The organism is Geothrix sp. SG200 (assembly GCF_022808935.1).
GTDB classification, from domain to species: domain Bacteria; phylum Acidobacteriota; class Holophagae; order Holophagales; family Holophagaceae; genus Geothrix; species Geothrix alkalitolerans.
Genome location: NZ_JAKZFR010000008.1, coordinates 1 through 15,425 on the forward strand (window position 1 = coordinate 1; position 15,425 = coordinate 15,425).

A 15,425-nucleotide genomic window follows, 5' to 3' on the forward strand; every position below is an offset into this window, starting at 1 on the left:
GCGGACGAACGGAAAGCCAGGACCAGCGGGAAGTGACGGTGATTGAATAACCCACTTTAGCGCGACGGGACCTTGGTGAAGTCATACCAGAAGCAGATTTGGCCGAGCCCGCCCACGTCGGCCTAACTTTGAATTGGACGATGAGGGGGGATGGGGTTGAGGTTCGTCTAGTCCTGGGGGTGGGGGTGGTAAGTGTTGAAAATCCCGCGGGACTACAGAGGCAGGGTGACTGATTAGGCAGACTAAAAAAAGGCGGATGGGGGTGGGGGCTAGCGGGCGGCTTTGAAGGTGGGTTTGGTGGGGGCGTTGGCGACGGCTTGGCCGAGGTCGAAGGTGAACTGGGCCTGCTGGAGCATGCCGCGCAGGTCCCAGGTGGGGTCGTATTCGTCGGTGACCTGGTGGTAGCGCTTGCCATAGGCTGCGGCTTTGGCTTTGAGGGTGGCTGGGTCGGCGCCCAGGTAGTCGCGGCCGCCGCCCACGGAAAGCGCAGGCACGCCCGCCTGGACGAAGCTGAAGTGGTCGGAGCGGAAGTAGCCGCCGGCGGTGTCGGGTCGGCTGGAGGCGACGGCGAGGCCCGAGGCCTTGGCCACGGCGGCGCCCAGGTCGCCGAGGGTGCTGCGGTTGCCGAAGGGCAGGCCGATGTCCCGCGCGGGGGCCACGAAGTTGAGGCTGTCCAGGTTCAGGTCCGCGGCGGTCTTCGCCAGGGGCCAGAGGGGGCTGGCGGCGTAAGCCTTGGAACCCAGCAGCCCCTGCTCCTCCCCGCAGACGAAGAGGAACATCTGGCTGCGCCGGGCGGGGGTGTGGACGGCGGCCTGGGCCATGGCGAGCAGGGCCGCGCAGCCCGAGGCGTTGTCCACGGCGCCGTTGTAGATGCCGTCGCCCTCGTGGCCTGGGTGGCTGTCCGGGGCCGGGGCGGAGCCCTTGCCCAGGTGGTCCCAGTGGGCGGAATAGATGACGACCTCTTCCTTCAGGGCCGGGTCGGAGCCGGGGATCACGCCGGCCACGTTGAACTGGTCGAGGGTGCGCACCGCGCTGGCGAGGGTGCCCTTGAGGCGCAGGTCCAGGGGCACGGGACGGAAGTCGCGGCGCTGGGCGGCGACCCGGAGGGCGTCGAGGTCCCCTCCCCCCTGCTTCACCAGGGCCCGGGCCACGTCCTCGGTGACCCAGCCCTCGAGCGGCGCCCCCTCGGGGCCCTTGGCCAGCCGGAAGCGCTCCGCGTCCCAGCCGTTGCGCACCACGGGCCAGCCATAGCTGGCGGAGGGGGTGGTATGGACCAGCAGGATGCCGACGGCGCCCTGGCGGGCGGCCTCCTCGAACTTGTAGGTCCAGCGGCCGAAGTAGCTGAGGTCTGGGCCCTCGAACCGTCCCGGCTCCTCGGGGGTGGGGGCGGGTTCGTTCACGAGCACCAGCAGGACCTTGCCCTTCAGATCCATGCCCTTGAAGTCATCCCAGCGGTCCGCGGGCGAATGGATGCCGAAGCCGGCGAAGACCACGGGCGCATCGAAGGCCTGCTCGGCCCTGGCGACGCCGGAACCGTAGACGATGGCCGGGCCGAAGGCGGGCGTGGCGCAGGCCCCGCCGCCCATGAAGCTGAGGACGCTGCGCTCGGGGAGGGTGCGGAGCCCCAGCAGGGGGACGGCCTGCCGGTATGACGTTCCCTGGGCGGGCTTCAGGCCCAGGGCCTGCAGCTGGGTCTCCAGGTAGCGCACGGTCAGCTCGGCCCCCCGCTGCCCGGTGCCGCGGCCCTCCAGCAGGTCGTCCGCCAGGAAGGCCAGGTGGGCGCGAAGGGGCGCCTCCGGCACGGGGGGCGCCGCCTGGGCAAGAAGAGAAACCGTGGCCAGGAGGAACGGCAGCACGCGCATGAAGACTCCGGAGGGAGCCTTCAGCTTACCTCGCAAGATGGGGTTTGTCGGGGGACCTTCCCAGCTCGAACTGCACGGCCCCCAGCAGGGCCACGGGGGCGGTGACGGCGCGGAGGATGCTGCGGCCCAGGCTCACGGGGCACCAGCCGGCGGCGGACAGGGCCGCATACTCGGCCTCCGTGATGCCCCCTTCGGGCCCGCAGGTGAAGGCCAGGGCCTCCCGGCGCAGGTCCGGGTTGGCCTGGTCCGTGGCCAGCTCGTAGGCCACCCACTTCTGGGGCGCGTCCCAGGCCGGTAGCGCCGGGAAGGGGATGGTCGGGCGGAGCTCGGGCAGACGGCTGCGGTGGCTCTGCTCGCAGGCGGACTGGAGGATCCGCGCCCAGCGCTCGGCGCGGGCGGCGGTCTTGGCGGCATCGAACTCGCTGCGGGCGTAGGCCACGGGCTGGATGAGCGTGACGCCGAGCTCCACCAGCGGCGCCAGCCAGTCGTCGAAGAGGCTGAGCTGCGCGGGGATCGGCAGGCAGGCCTGAAGGGGGATGGGCGGCTCGCGGTCCTCGTGCAGGGGGGCCACCAGGCGGGCCACCGCCCGGCCCCGGTCCAGCTCGGCCAGGTCCGCCTTCCAGGGCTGATCCCCCAGGACCAGCTCCAGGGCATCGCCGGGCTGGAGGCGCAGGGCGCGCAGGTGACGCGCGGCCTCGGCGCCCAAGGGCAGGGTGAGGTTCTCGGCGGCGTCAGACGGGGGGGCGAGGAAGAGTCGGGGGAGGCTCACGGGCATCATCATCCCATGGGCATCCCCTGGGAGAGCGCCCCCTCTGACTGGGGGCTTCCGGCATTCGATAAGCTGGATGTCCTGGAGGACTCCTTGGTCGACGCCCTGCTGCAAGCCGCTCCCTGGTGGGCCTGGGGGGGCTTCCACGCCTTCGTGTTCCTGATGCTCACGTTGGATCTGGGCGTGTTCAACCGGAAGATCCACGCGCCCAGCATGCGGGAGGCCGGGATCTGGAGCGCGGTCTGGATCACGCTGGCCCTCATCTTCAACGCGGTGATCTTCCAGACGGAGGGCACCCAGAAGGGGCTGGAGTGGTTCACAGGCTACGTGCTGGAGAAGTCCCTCAGTGTCGACAACCTCTTCGTGTTCGTCCTGGTGTTCCAGAGCTTCCAGGTGGACCTGCGGCACCAGCACCGGGTGCTGTTCTGGGGTGTGCTGGGGGCCCTGCTCATGCGGGCCGCGATGATCCTCGCGGGCACGGCCCTGCTGAACCGCTTCGAGTGGATGATGTATGTCTTCGGGGGCTTCCTCCTCTACACCGGCGTGAAGATGCTGCTGGTGAAGGGCGAGGATCCCGATCCCACCCAGAATCCCATGGTGCGGGCCTTCCGCCGCTTCGTGCCCTACGACGAGCGGGGCGGCCACGAGCACTTCTGGTCGTACAGAGAAGGCCGTCGCTTCGCCACGCCCATGCTGCTGGTGCTCATCACCATCGAGGTGACGGACCTGGTCTTCGCGGTGGATTCCATCCCGGCGGTGCTGGCGGTGAGCCGCGATCCCTTCGTGGTCTACACCTCGAACATCTTCGCCATCCTGGGCCTGCGGAGCCTCTACTTCCTGCTGGCCAAGATGATGGACCGCTTCCACCGCCTGAAGACCGGGTTGGCCATGGTGCTGGCCTTCGTGGGCGTGAAGATGTGCGTCGCCAACTGGGTGCACATCCCCGTGCAGTACAGCCTGCTGATCATCGCCGCGATCCTGGCCGGCAGCGTGGTGGCCAGCCTGGCCTGGCCCGCGGAGCAGGACGGCGCCGAATGATGCAGGTCTGGCGCCACACCCTGGAGGCGGCCCCCGCCGCGGGGCCCTCCATCGTCACCCTGGGGACCTTCGATGGCGTCCACGCGGGCCACCGGGAGCTGCTGCGCATCGCCGCCAGCCGGGCGCGGTCCGCGGGCCTGCGCGCGGCCGTGGTCACCTTCGACCCGCACCCCGCGGTGGTGGTGGCGCCCCAGCGCAAGCCGAAGCTGCTGATGACCTTGGAGCAGCGCCTGGAGGCCTTCGAATCCGAAGGGATGGATCTGGCCTGGGTGATCCCCTTCAGCCGCGCCTTCTCGGAGCTGAGTCCCGCTGCCTTCCTGGGCGGCGTGCGCCGGGCCCTCTCGCCCGTGGAGCTGCACGTGGGGCGGGCCTTCTGCTTCGGGCGGGACCGCAGTGGCAATGTCGACACCCTGGAGGCCTGGGGCGCCGAGCACGGCTGCGCCGTGCACACCCTGGCCCTACGCGCCCCGGATGGCGGGCGCCTCTCCAGCACCCGCATCCGGGAGGCCCTGGATCGGGGCGAGGTGGAGGCCGCCACGGAGCTGCTCGGGCATCCCTACACCCTCACGGGCGTGGTGGTGGAGGGCGACCGCCGGGGCCGCCACCTGGGCTTCCCCACGGCGAACCTGGCCTGGGACCAGGAGCAGCTGCCGGCCTACGGCGTCTACGTGACCGAAGCCTTCCTGCCGCACCACCATCCTTCGTTGGGGGGGCCTCACCTGGGGCTCACCAACGTGGGCGAGAAGCCCACCTTCGAGGGCCGCCGTCTCACCGTGGAAACCCACCTGCCGGGCTTCGAGGGCGACCTCTACGGCGCCCGCCTCCACCTGCGCTTCCTCCACCGCCTCCGCGGTGAGGCCCGGTTCGCCTCCGTGGACGAGCTCCGGGCCCAGATCACGCAGGACGTGGCCGAAGGCACCGCCTGGTGGAAGGCCCGTCGGGCCTGAATCAGCTGGCGGCGGCCACCCGCCAGCGGGTGAGGGGGCGCTCGGAGAGGTCCCAGACCTGGAAGCCCAGGGGGAGGCGGCTCACGCCCAGGCGCTGGCGGATCTGGGCCTTGGCCGCCTCGAGGCTTTCGGCCTCGATGGGGCCGTACTCCATGAAGTAGCCGCTGAACTTGTAGCCGAAACTGCGAAAAGAGGTCCGCATGGGGGCTCCGTCAATCCCGTTTCCAAAATGTTCGTCTTTTATTCGCTTTCGTCAAGGCGGAATCACGAAAAAAGTTTGGAAGAGGGGGAGGAACCCTTCCAGCTTGGGCCCACCCATGGGACAAGGACTGTCGAATCCGCGGGCGGCTGGATCACCCGGCTCAGCGGAACCAGAGCTCCACACGGGCCTGGAAGGGGGCGGCCAGGGGGCGAGGCAGAGGCCGGGGCAGCGGCCGGAGGACCACGCGGCCCTCATCGCAGTCCTCGTCGCGATAGGGCCGGACGTAGGTTTCGGGGCAGTCGCCCCGGCGTTCCCAACGGTCGTCGTCCCAGCGGCGGTAGGAATCCCGGCAGGCATCCCGTTCCACGATCACCACGCGGCGGGAGGGGCGGCGCCAGGGGCTGTGGGCCGAGAGGGGGAAGGCGGCGAGGGTGGCGAGGGCGAGCAGGGCCAGACGGCGCATGGGACCTCCTTGCGGGGACGGGGCGGGTTGCCCGCGACGAAGGAGGTTCACGACCCGTGCCAGATGGGGAAGTGGAGCGATCAGGGTGGTTGGCGGCCTGCAGTTGCCGGGGCGCAGCGCGAAATGCAACATCGGAACCCACGGGCGTGGCAGGGGACGACGCAATCAGCGCTGGCGGCGATCCCCCACCACCACCGCGGGCACCCCGGCGACGATGGCCCATTCGGGCACGTCCTTCGTGACCACGGCCCCCATGGCCACCACGGCGTGGTCGCCGATGGTGACGCCATCCGTGACGCCGGCGTTGGCGCCGATCCAGACATCGCGACCGAGGCGGATGCCGCGGGAGCGCACGGGCTGGTCCTTGAGGTCGCGGTCCGGCTTCATCCCGTGATCGAAGGCGTAGATCGCCGCCCCGCTGGCGATGCGCGTGCCATCGCCGATGGTGATGCCCTTGCGGCCGCCGTCCAGCCGCGCCCCGGCGTTCACGCTGACATCGGTTCCCAGGGTGAGGGGGCCGTGCAGGAAGGCCTGGGCGGCGATGGCGCAGCGGTCGCCCATCACGATGCCGCGCCCGGGCTCGCCGAAGATGGCGGCATCGGGCGCGATGAAGCAGCCCGCGCCGAGGGTCACGGTCTCCTGGGCCACGAGGCGCGCCTGCACGTCGGCCTGCCAGGCCTCGGCCCAGGCCCGGTGCCGGGGCTTGAGGGCGAAGTACAGCCAGGGCATCCAGGCCAGGCGGCGCTGGTGCTGCTCCCGCAGGGCCTCGAGGTCGCGCATGGGGTCATGGTAGCGGGTACAGTGGGCCATGCCCCACCTCGGCCCCCTGCCCACCTTGTCCTTCGCCCTCGGCGTGGCCACGTCGCTGTTCTCGGTGCTGAACCCCATCAGCGCCGCGGCCATCTTCGCCAGCGCCACCACGGGCATGGAGCAGCCGGCCCTGCGCCGCAGCGCGAAGAAGGCCGCCCTCACGGCGGGCGCGGCCATGCTGGCCTTCGCCCTGGTGGGCCAGTTCATCTTCAGCCTCTTCGGCTTCACGGCCCTGGCCATGCGCTTCGTGGGCGGGGTGCTGGTGCTCTACCGCGCCATCGCCATGCTCTACGGCGAGGATCCCCGCGAGCGCAGCACCGAGGACGAGAAGGCCGAGGCCAGCCGCAAGCTGCCGGAGGACTTCGCCATCATCCCCTTCGGCATCCCGCTGGTGGCGGGCCCCGGCACGCTGTCCACCGTGATGGGCATGATCGCGGGCATCGGCTGGCTGGAGTACGGCGTGGTGCTGCTGGCCATCCTGCTGAACACCTGGATCGTCTACCTCTTCCTGCGCAAGGCGCCGGCCGTCTTCGCCCGCCTGGGCGCCATCGGCACCAAGGTGGTGAACAAGCTCATGGGCCTCATCCTGGCCGCCGTGGCCATGCAGTTCCTCATCAACGGCGTGAAGGCCCTCTACGTCGAGATGCGCGAGACGCCGCCGGCGGCCGTCATCTCGACGAAGTAGCTACTTCAGGGCCGCCTCGATGGCGGCGCGAAGGTCGGGGCTGTCGGGGGCGACCTTGCTGGGGAAGGCCTGGAGCACCTGGCCATCCTTGCCCACGAGGTACTTGTGGAAGTTCCAGGCGGGCTCGCCGTGCTTGGCCGTGAGGAACTGGTACACGGGGGCCTGGTGCGCGCCCTTCACGTCCAGCTTCTCGAAGAGGGGGAAGGTCACGCCGTAGTTCTTCTGGCAGAAGCTCTCGATCTGGGCCGCGGTGCCGGGCTCCTGGGCGCCGAACTGGTTGCAGGGGAAGCCGAGCACCACCAGGCCGCGGTCCTTGTAGTCCGCGTAGAGCTTCTGCAGCCCCGCGTACTGGGGCGTGAACCCGCACTCGCTGGCCACGTTCACGGCCAGCACGACCTTGTCTTGGTAGGCGGCCAGGGACTGGGGCTTTCCGTCCAGGGTGCGGAGGGTGATCTCGTGCAGGGACATGGGGACCTTCCTTTCGGCGGCGGGCAGGGTCAGGGCGAGGAAGAGGGCGAGGGCGGCGCGCAAGGAACCTCCGGGGACACCGGTTGGATGCCCCCGCGGGAGACGCCGTGCCGGGCTGGGGAAAAAGATTGAAGAGCCACGGTCTCCGGCGAGGATCTGCGTTAGCCTTTGAACCGACTGGACCTTCCCATGCCCGAATCCAGCCCGTTCCGCCCGACACCACCGGAGGCCGCCGTCACCGGCGCAGCCCGGATTGCGCTGACCTACGCGATCCTCTCGGCCGCCTGGATCCTGTTCTCGGACCGCCTGGTGCAGGCCCTCACGGCGGATCCGGCCTGGATGACCGTCCTGAGCATCCTCAAGGGCTGGGCCTTCGTGGCCGTCACCGCCACGATGCTGTTCCTCATGGTGCGGCGCCTGGTGGCCCGCGTGGCCCACCGGGAGGCCCAGTTCCGCACGCTGATCCACGCCATTCCCGACATGGTGTGGCTGAAGGATCCGCAAGGCGTCTACCTCGCCTGCAACCCGGCCTTCGAGCGGTTCTTCGGGGTCCCGGAGGCCGCCATCCAGGGGAGGACCGACCATGACTTCCTCCCCAAGGAGGAGGCGGACTTCTTCCGGCAGAAGGACCGGGAGGCCATGGACGCGGGGGGCCCCCGGGCCAACGAGGAGTGGGTCACCCTGGCGGACGGCGGCGGCCGCATCCTGCTCGAGACCCTGAAGACGCCCATGCGGGACCGCTCCGGCGCCCTCATCGGCGTGCTGGGCATCGCGCGGGACATCACGGAGCAGGACAGCCACACCCGGGAGCGGGCGAAGCTCCAGGCCCAGCTCTTCGAGGCGCAGAAGCTGGAATCCATCGGGCGCTTCGCGGGGGGCGTGGCCCACGACTACAACAACATGCTGGGGGTGATCCTCGCGAACGCCGACCTGGCCCTGGACCGGATGGGGACGGACCGGCCCGAGCGGAGGTACCTGGAGGAGATCATCAAGGCGGCCCGCCACTCGGCGGACCTCACCTCCCGGATGCTGGGCTTCGCCCGGCGGCGGGCGCTGGAGGCGAAGGAGGTGGATCTCAACCGGGCCGTGGCGGAGCTCCTGCCCGTCCTGGGCCGGCTGGCGGGCGAGCGCATCCGGATCGACTGGGAGCCGGCCGCGAACCTGTGGCCCGCGCTGGCGGACTCCACCCAGCTCGAGCAGGTGCTGACGAACCTGGTGGCCAACGCCCGGGATGCCATCGAGGGGACGGGCCGGATCCGGCTCGAGACCGCCAACTGGACGCTGGTGGATGGGGATTGCGCGGCCTGGATCGAGGCGGAGCCGGGCGAGTACGTGGGCATCCACGTGGCGGACACCGGCGCCGGCATGGCGCCCGGCCTGGTACCCGACATCTTCGAGCCCTTCTTCACCACCAAGGCTTCGGGCCACGGCACCGGCCTGGGCCTGGCCATGGTCCACAACATCGTCCGGCAGCACCGGGGAACCCTGCAGGTGGACACGGCCCCCGGGCGGGGCACCACCTTCCGCGTGCTGCTGCCGCGGGCCGGGGGCGCGCGGGGCGAGGCTTCCGCTACTTCCGCAGCTTCATCAGGTCCAGGAAGATCACCAGCGCCATGAGGGAGGCCAGGAGGATGAAGCCGCCCGTGAGGATCTTCTCCTTCAGCTCGATGGTGAGATCCTTGCGCCGCGCCCGCTCGAAGGCCAGCAGGGCCATGTGGCCGCCGTCCAGGGCCGGGATGGGCAGGGCGTTGAGGATGGCGAGCTGGAGGCTGATGGCCCCGCACATGAAGAGGAAGGTCTCCCAGCCATGCTGGGCGGCCTTGCTGCCCTGCTTGATGATGCCGATGGGACCGGCAACCTCGGCGCTCTTGGCCTGGAAGGTGACCAGGCGCTTGAGGAAGCCGAAGACCTGGCCCGTGAGGCGCCATGAGGTCTCCACGGCATAGCGGCTGCCGGTCCACAGGTCGCCCGCCTGGAAGGGGCGGAATTCCAGGGGGGTGGCCACGGGCAGGGGCATGAAGCCCAGGCGGCCCTTGCCGCCCTCGGCCCTGGGCGTGAGCGGGAATTCCATGGGCTTGCCGTCCCGGGTGAGGCGGAAGGGCACGGGCTGGTCCGGGTGGGCCTGGATGTAGGCCACGGCCGCCTCCCACTGGGCGCCGGGGAAGCTCAGGTCGCCGATGCCGCGCAGCTCGTCGCCCACCTTGAGGCCGCCCTGCTCCGCGGCGCTGCCGGGCACCACCTCCACCACGGTCCAGGTCTCCTGCACCTTGGTGACGCGGGCCTGGTGGACGCCCACGAGGCCGAAGAGCACCAGCGTGGTGGCCAGGTTGGCCAGGATGCCCCCGCTGTAGAAGAGCATGCGCTTGCCGAAGGGCTGCTGGAGGAAGCCGTAGGGGTCCTCGGCGCCAGGTTCCTCGGGGTTGAAGCCGGCCAGCTTCACGTAGCCCCCCAGGGGCAGCAGGGAGAGGCGCACATCGGTCTCCCGCCACTTGAAGCCGATCAGGCGGGGGCCGAAGCCCAGGGAGAAGACTTCGACCGGCATGCCCATCCACTTGGCCGCCAGGAAGTGGCCGCCCTCGTGGAGGAAGATGAGGCCGCCCAGCATGAGCACGGGGCCCCAGAACCCGGCTCCGGGCAGCTTGAAGGCGAAGAGGAAGGCGGCAACGAAAGCGAAGCTGAACGACAAGGGCAGGCGGAAACGGTTCATGGACGTCCGAAAGGTCAGGCCCGGGCTTGGACCCATCCTTCAGCATGACGCCTCGCGGCCCGATCCGCATCCAGCACCTGGCCCAGGGAGGCCAGGGGCGCGGCGGGAATCCGGGCCAGGGTGTCCCGGTTGCAGGCCTGGATGTCCCAGAACCCCAGCTGACCTTGGAGGAAAGCGGCCACGGCCACCTCGTTGGCGGCATTCAGCAGGGCCGGGGCCGTGCCGCCCTCCCGCAGGGCCTCGAAGGCCAGGCCCAGGCAGGGGAAGCGCGCAAGATCCGGGGCCTCGAAGGTCCAGGCGCGGGCTTCTTCCCAAGGGTACGGGGCCACGGGACCGGGCTGCTTCTCCGGGTAGAGCAGGCAGTACTGGATGGGCAGCTTCATGTCGTTGGCGCAGACCTGGAGCTGGTAGCTGCCGTCGTGGAAGCCCACCATGGCGTGGACCTGGCTCTGGGGATGCACAGTGACGGCCACCTGGTCCGCCGTGAGGCCGAACAGCACCGAGGCCTCGATGACTTCCAGGCCCTTGTTCATGAGCGTGGCGCTGTCGATGGTGATCTTGGGGCCCATCTTCCAGGTGGGATGGTTGAGGGCCTCCTGGATGGTGGCGGCCTGAATGCGGGCCAGGGGCCAATCGCGGAAGGGCCCGCCGCTGGCGGTGATGCGCACCTCGCGGATGGAGGCCCGGTCGCGGCCGTCGAGCAGCTGGTGCAGGGCCGCGTGCTCGCTGTCCACAGGCAGCAGCTCGCCGCCGCCGGCGCGCGCCGCCTCGTGCATGAGGGCACCGCCCACCACCAGGGACTCCTTGTTGGCCACGCAGACCCGGCGGCCCGCGCGCAGGGCGGCCTCGGTGCTGGCCAGCCCGGCGCTGCCCACGATGGCGGCCACCACCGTGTCGGCGTCGGCATGGAGGGCGCAGGCCAGGAGGCCGTCGTCCCCCCAGTGGACCTCGGGCCGGTAGGCCAGGTTCGCCCGCAGCCACTCCGCATCCTCCCGCGAGCCCACGGACACGCACCGGGGCCGGAAGGTGTCGCACTGCTCCTTCAGCAGCTCCCGGTTCCGTCCCCCGGCCAAGGCCACCACGGACAGCCGCTCCGGGTGGGCTCGCACCACATCGAGCGTGGAGGTGCCGATGCTCCCCGTGGAGCCGAGGAGGGCGAGGTGTCTCACGTCAGTTGAACCCATGGACGAAGTGGACATAAGCGAACAGCACCGGGGCCGCGAACACCAGGCTGTCCACGCGGTCCAGCACGCCGCCGTGGCCGGGGATGCTCACGCCCACGCAGGAGTCCTTCACGCCAGCGCTGCGCTTCCAGGTGCTCTCCACCAGGTCGCCCAGCTGCCCGACGAGGCCCAGCAGGAGGCCCAGGGCCACGGCGTCCACCACGGACCATTCGGAGCAGACCGTGGCCTTCATGAGGAAGGCGCCGAGCAGGTTGCCGCCCAGGTTGCCGAGGGCTCCCTCCCAGCTCTTCTTGGGGCTCACCCGGGGGGCGAGCTTGTGCTTGCCGAGGAAGGTGCCCACGAAGTAGGCGGCGCTGTCGCCGAACCAGGTGATGATGAACAGGGCGAGGATGAGGCGGCTGCCGGTCCTGGGCAGGGTGCCCTCCAGCATGAACAGCTTCTGCTGGAAGCCCAGGCCGAAGCCCATGTAGAGCGCCCCGAGCCAGGTGATGGCCTGGCTGGGCAGGGCCTCCTCCAGCTTCCGGTCGAAGAACAGGGCGCCGAAGTGGATCACCAGGCCCCCGATCGTGAGGACCAGCCAGAGCGGCAGGGGATCCTGGCCCCCCGTGGCCAGGAAGAAATGGGCGAGAATGCCCCAGCCCAGCAGGGTTCCCGCGGCCAGGGAGGGGTTGAAGCCCCGCACCCGGGCCATGAGGGTCATCTCGCGGACGCCCCCGAGGATGGCGAGGGCCATGAGGGCCAGGTAGGTCCAGGGGGCCCAGGGCTGGTCGCCGAACCAGAGGAGGCTGAAGAAGAAGACTCCGAAGACCAGGGCCGTGGTGATGCGCACGGTCATGTTCTTCCTGTCGACCTTGGGCGTGGTCCGTTCCATCAGATCCCCCCGAAGCGCCGTTCGCGTTGGGCGTAGTCCTCAAGCGCTTCCTTCAGCTCCGCGGGGCCGAAGTCCGGCCACAGGAGGTCGGTCATGTAGAGTTCTGCATAGGCGGACTGCCAGAGCAGGAAGTTCGAGATGCGATGCTCGCCGCTGGTGCGGATGAGCAGGTCCACGTCCGGCACGCCGGCGGTCCAGAGGCGGGCGTCCAGGGCGGTCTCGTCCACCTGGTCGGGCCGGAGGCCGTCCTCCACGCAGCGCCGGGCGGCCTGGGCCAGTTCCAGGCGGGACCCGTAGTTCACGGCCAGGTGGAAGGTCATGCCCGGATTCCCGGCGGTGGCCTTCTCCAGGGACCGCATGTCCGCCTGGATGCCGTCGGGCATTCCCTCGAGGGCGCCCAGGTGATGGAAGCGGATGCCCTTGCGGGCCAGCTGGTGGACGAACATGCGGAGGTACATGCGCAGGAGGGCCATGAGGGCGGCCACCTCCTGGGGGGGGCGCTTCCAGTTCTCCGTGGAGAAGGCATAGAGGCTCAGGTGCCGGATGCCCGCGTCCGAGGCGGCCTCCAGGATCCGCTCCACCGCCTGCACCCCGGCCTTGTGGCCCTTGATGCGGGGCCAGCCCCGCTGCGCCGCCCAACGGCCGTTGCCGTCCATGATGATCGCCACATGGGTCGGGACGGTCATCGTGGGCCCCCGGTTGGGTGGAGGCCCGCCCCTTCCGCGTGGCCGGCCTCGCGTATGCCCAAAGGGCATACCGAGAAGATGATCGCCACATGGGTCGGGACGGTCATCGTGGGCCCCCGGTTGGGTGGAAGCCCGCCCCTTCCGCCTGGCCGGCCTCGCGCATCCCCAGCGGGGATGCCGGGATGATCACGGCGACATAGGTCGGGACGGTCATCGCGCCGGAAACCTCGGAAAGGTGAAAAAGGTCATGCTATCACGGGGCCTGCCGTAAAGCTGGGGAGCGGCTTGTCTTCCGAAGGCCCGTGTTAGGCTTGACTCCACTTTTTCCCTGGCGAACCCATGGTTCAGTTCAATACCCGCGCCAATGAGATCCTGCTCAAGCTGGTCTATTACGGGCCGGGCCTCTCGGGCAAGACGACCAACCTGCAGTCCCTGCACGCCATGTGTTCGGACCGCCAGCGCGGCGAGCTCTTTTCCGTCAACACGCAGGAAGACCGCACCCTCTTCTTCGACCTGCTGCCCATCAACCTGGGCTATGTCTACGGCAACTCCATCCACCTGCAGATCTACACCGTGCCGGGCCAGGTGCAGTACGACGCCAGCCGGCGGGTGGTGCTGGGCGGCGCGGACGGCGTGGTCTTCGTGGCGGATTCCAGCGAAGCCAAGATGCAGGACAACGTGGACTCGCTGTCGAACCTGTACCACAACCTCAATGCCAACCGCTTGAACATCAAGCAGATCCCCTTTGTGCTCCAGTACAACAAGCGGGACCTGCCGGATGCCATGGCCGTGGGCGTCATGAACCGCCGCCTGAACTTCCGCAACGTCCCCTACTTCGAATCCGTGGCCAACCGCGGCCCCGGGGTGCTGGACACCTTCCTGGCCATCACCCGGGAGACGGTGGATTACACCTTCCGCAAGTACCACCTGGACAAGAAGATCAAGGACTTCGACGGGATGCTCGCCCTCATCGAATCCAACGTGCGCTCGACCCTGCGGGAGCTCCCGCCCCCGCCGGAACCGGCCGGGACGGAATCCGCGCCGATGGCGGATGTGACGGTCCTGAAGCAGGGCAACGTGACCGTGGCCGACCTCCAGCCCGGCCGGGCGGCGGATCCCCAGGAGCTGCTGGAGAGCGCCCTCCAGTCGAACATGGAGACCGCCCGGCTCTATTCCGAGCTGAAGCAGGCCAAGGAGTCCCTGGAGAAGAAGAACGAGGAGATGACCCAGCTCTATGCCCAGCTGGAGCGGGTGAACCAGGACAACCAGAAGACCCGGAAGTACCTGGAAGGCCTCATCCAGAACATGGGCGAGGCCCTGGTGTCCTTCTCCGCCGAGGGGAAGATCCTCACCTGGAACGCCGCCGCCGAGCGCATCTTCGGCTATTCCCGGCCGGAAATCGTGGGCCACAGCATCTGCAAATTGACCCCCGGGGGCGAGCGGGGCGACCTGGACCAGGTCATCCAGCAGGTGAGCCGGGGTCAGGTGGTTCGCGACATCGACACGGTGCGGGTCCGGAAGGCGGGGGAGACCTTCCCCGCCAGCGTCACCTACGCCCCGGTGCGGGGCGCCGATGACCGCGTCCTGGCGATATCGGCGCTGGTGCGGGACACGAGCGAGACCCAGGCCCTGGAGACGCAGCTGGTCCGTTCCCAGAAGCACGAGGCCCTGGGGCGGCTGGTCCCGGCCCTCTTCCACGAGGCCTCGAACCGCCTCACCCCCGTGCTGCTGGAGGCCCGGCTCATCTCCGAATCCGCCCTGGATCCTCATCAGGCGGAGCAGGCCGCGCGGCTGGTGAAGGCCGTGGACTCGGTGCAGAGCCTGCTGGATCCCCTCCAGACGGTGCTGAACCCGCCCTCCCCCACCCGGGTGCGGACCCAGCTCAACCAGGTCATCCAGGAGGCGGTGGACCTCGTGGAACTGAAGGCCCGGCGCATGGAGGTCGACCTGGACCTGAGCCTGGACCCCGCCCTGCCCGAGGCGCCTTTGGATCCGGTCCTCATGCGCCAGGCCCTGACGAACCTGATGCTGAACGGCCTCCAGGCCCTGGCCGCCAGCCCGGTCAGGCGCCTGCGCGTGGCCACCCGCGCGGTGGACGGCCACATCCAGGTGGTGGTCCAGGATTCAGGCACCCCGCTGCCAGAGGCCGAACTTCCGGCCTTGTTCGATCCCGCCTCCGCCTCGACCCCGGAGGCCCTGGGCCTGCCGGTGGCCCACCTCATCGCCCGCCAGCACGGCGGGCAGCTCACGGTGCGGAGCCAGGCCGGCCTGGGGAACGCCTTCCTGTTGGAGCTGCCCCTCGCGGGGATGGCGGAGGCGGCAGGGACCCCCGCGGCCGGGATCACGGGGCTCCAGGGGCGACGCGCCCTGGTGGTGGACGACGAAGCCTTCCTGCTGGAGTGCCTGGTGGACGCCCTCCAGGTCTGGGGATTGGAGGTCACCCCGGCCGCGCGGGGCGATGAGGCGGTCGAGCGCCTCAAGGCCGCGACCTTCGATCTGATCGTTTCCGACATCCGCATGCCGGGGCTGTCGGGCGTGGACCTCTTCGAGTGGCTGCGGACCCAGCAGCCGGCCCTGACCCGCCGCATCCTCTACACCACGGGCGATTCCTTCGACGCGAAGACCCGGGACTTCCTGGAAACCAACCAGGTGCCCCACCTGGGTAAGCCTTTCGATCTAAAACAATTGAAACGAAGCCTGGAGCAATTGCTAGAGACTCCAATCGAGGCGTGA

General features: G+C 69.6%; 15 protein-coding genes. 5 read left to right on the top strand and 10 right to left on the bottom strand.

Annotated features, from left to right (window positions below):
* Positions 1-269: 269 nt before the first annotated feature.
* Both ML539_RS14395 and ML539_RS14400 read right to left on the bottom strand, forming a co-directional pair.
* Positions 270-1,862: a M28 family peptidase gene (locus ML539_RS14395; RefSeq protein WP_243325008.1), complete on the bottom strand. Its 1,593-nt coding sequence runs from the start codon at positions 1,860-1,862 to the stop codon at positions 270-272.
* Positions 1,863-1,887: 25 nt separating this feature from the next.
* Positions 1,888-2,631 carry an RsmE family RNA methyltransferase gene (locus ML539_RS14400; RefSeq protein ID WP_243325010.1) on the bottom strand — a complete coding sequence of 248 codons (744 nt, stop codon included), beginning with the start codon at positions 2,629-2,631 and terminating at the stop codon, positions 1,888-1,890.
* 15 nt (positions 2,632-2,646) lie between these two features.
* Between ML539_RS14400 and ML539_RS14405 the strand changes: the two genes are divergently transcribed.
* On the top strand, positions 2,647-3,669 hold the full coding sequence (locus ML539_RS14405; RefSeq protein WP_243325012.1) for a TerC family protein: 1,023 nt from the start codon (positions 2,647-2,649) through the stop codon (positions 3,667-3,669).
* Positions 3,666-4,616 carry a bifunctional riboflavin kinase/FAD synthetase gene (locus ML539_RS14410; RefSeq protein ID WP_243325014.1) on the top strand — a complete coding sequence of 317 codons (951 nt, stop codon included), beginning with the start codon at positions 3,666-3,668 and terminating at the stop codon, positions 4,614-4,616. Before ML539_RS14405 ends, ML539_RS14410 begins: the two co-directional genes overlap by 4 nt.
* 1 nt (position 4,617) lies before the next feature.
* Here the strand turns inward: ML539_RS14410 and ML539_RS14415 are convergent, their stop codons facing one another.
* From ML539_RS14415 to ML539_RS14425, 3 genes are all read right to left on the bottom strand, one after another.
* Positions 4,618-4,818: a hypothetical protein gene (locus tag ML539_RS14415; protein WP_243288494.1), complete on the bottom strand. Its 201-nt coding sequence runs from the start codon at positions 4,816-4,818 to the stop codon at positions 4,618-4,620.
* A 160-nt stretch (positions 4,819-4,978) separates the two neighbouring features.
* Entirely contained in the window at positions 4,979-5,281 is a 303-nt protein-coding gene (locus tag ML539_RS14420; RefSeq protein ID WP_243325016.1) for a hypothetical protein, read from the bottom strand.
* Between the two features lie 165 nt (positions 5,282-5,446).
* Entirely contained in the window at positions 5,447-6,061 is a 615-nt protein-coding gene (locus ML539_RS14425) for an acyltransferase (RefSeq protein ID WP_243325018.1), read from the bottom strand.
* 28 nt (positions 6,062-6,089) lie between these two features.
* Here ML539_RS14425 and ML539_RS14430 point away from each other — a divergent pair, with 28 nt between their 5' ends.
* Entirely contained in the window at positions 6,090-6,776 is a 687-nt protein-coding gene (locus ML539_RS14430; protein ID WP_243325020.1) for a MarC family protein, read from the top strand.
* On the opposite strand, the gene ML539_RS14435 is transcribed toward ML539_RS14430, so the two are convergent.
* Positions 6,777-7,307 carry a glutathione peroxidase gene (locus tag ML539_RS14435; RefSeq protein WP_243325022.1) on the bottom strand — a complete coding sequence of 177 codons (531 nt, stop codon included), beginning with the start codon at positions 7,305-7,307 and terminating at the stop codon, positions 6,777-6,779.
* A gap of 126 nt (positions 7,308-7,433) precedes the next feature.
* Between ML539_RS14435 and ML539_RS15610 the strand changes: the two genes are divergently transcribed.
* A complete protein-coding gene (locus tag ML539_RS15610) occupies positions 7,434-8,861 on the top strand; it encodes a PAS domain-containing sensor histidine kinase (protein ID WP_279341676.1) in 1,428 nt (475 codons plus the stop codon).
* On the opposite strand, the gene ML539_RS14450 is transcribed toward ML539_RS15610, so the two are convergent.
* Genes ML539_RS14450 through uppS form a run of 4 tightly spaced genes read right to left on the bottom strand, consistent with a single transcriptional unit; the run spans position 8,815 to position 12,692 of the window.
* The gene (locus ML539_RS14450; protein ID WP_243325023.1) at positions 8,815-9,951 is read right to left on the bottom strand and encodes a M50 family metallopeptidase; all 1,137 of its coding nucleotides are present in this window, start codon (positions 9,949-9,951) and stop codon (positions 8,815-8,817) included. The two genes, ML539_RS15610 and ML539_RS14450, sit on opposite strands and share 47 nt — an antisense overlap.
* 14 nt (positions 9,952-9,965) lie before the next feature.
* Positions 9,966-11,120, bottom strand: coding sequence for a 1-deoxy-D-xylulose-5-phosphate reductoisomerase (gene dxr / locus ML539_RS14455; protein ID WP_243325026.1), 1,155 nt, complete (start codon positions 11,118-11,120; stop codon positions 9,966-9,968).
* Between the two features lies 1 nt (position 11,121).
* On the bottom strand, positions 11,122-12,006 hold the full coding sequence (locus tag ML539_RS14460) for a phosphatidate cytidylyltransferase (protein WP_243325027.1): 885 nt from the start codon (positions 12,004-12,006) through the stop codon (positions 11,122-11,124).
* Entirely contained in the window at positions 12,006-12,692 is a 687-nt protein-coding gene (uppS, locus tag ML539_RS14465; protein WP_243325029.1) for a polyprenyl diphosphate synthase, read from the bottom strand. The genes ML539_RS14460 and uppS overlap by 1 nt, the downstream gene beginning before the upstream one ends.
* A 339-nt stretch (positions 12,693-13,031) precedes the next feature.
* On the opposite strand from uppS, the gene ML539_RS14470 reads away from it, so the two are divergent.
* Positions 13,032-15,425, top strand: coding sequence for a PAS domain S-box protein (locus ML539_RS14470; protein WP_243325031.1), 2,394 nt, complete (start codon positions 13,032-13,034; stop codon positions 15,423-15,425).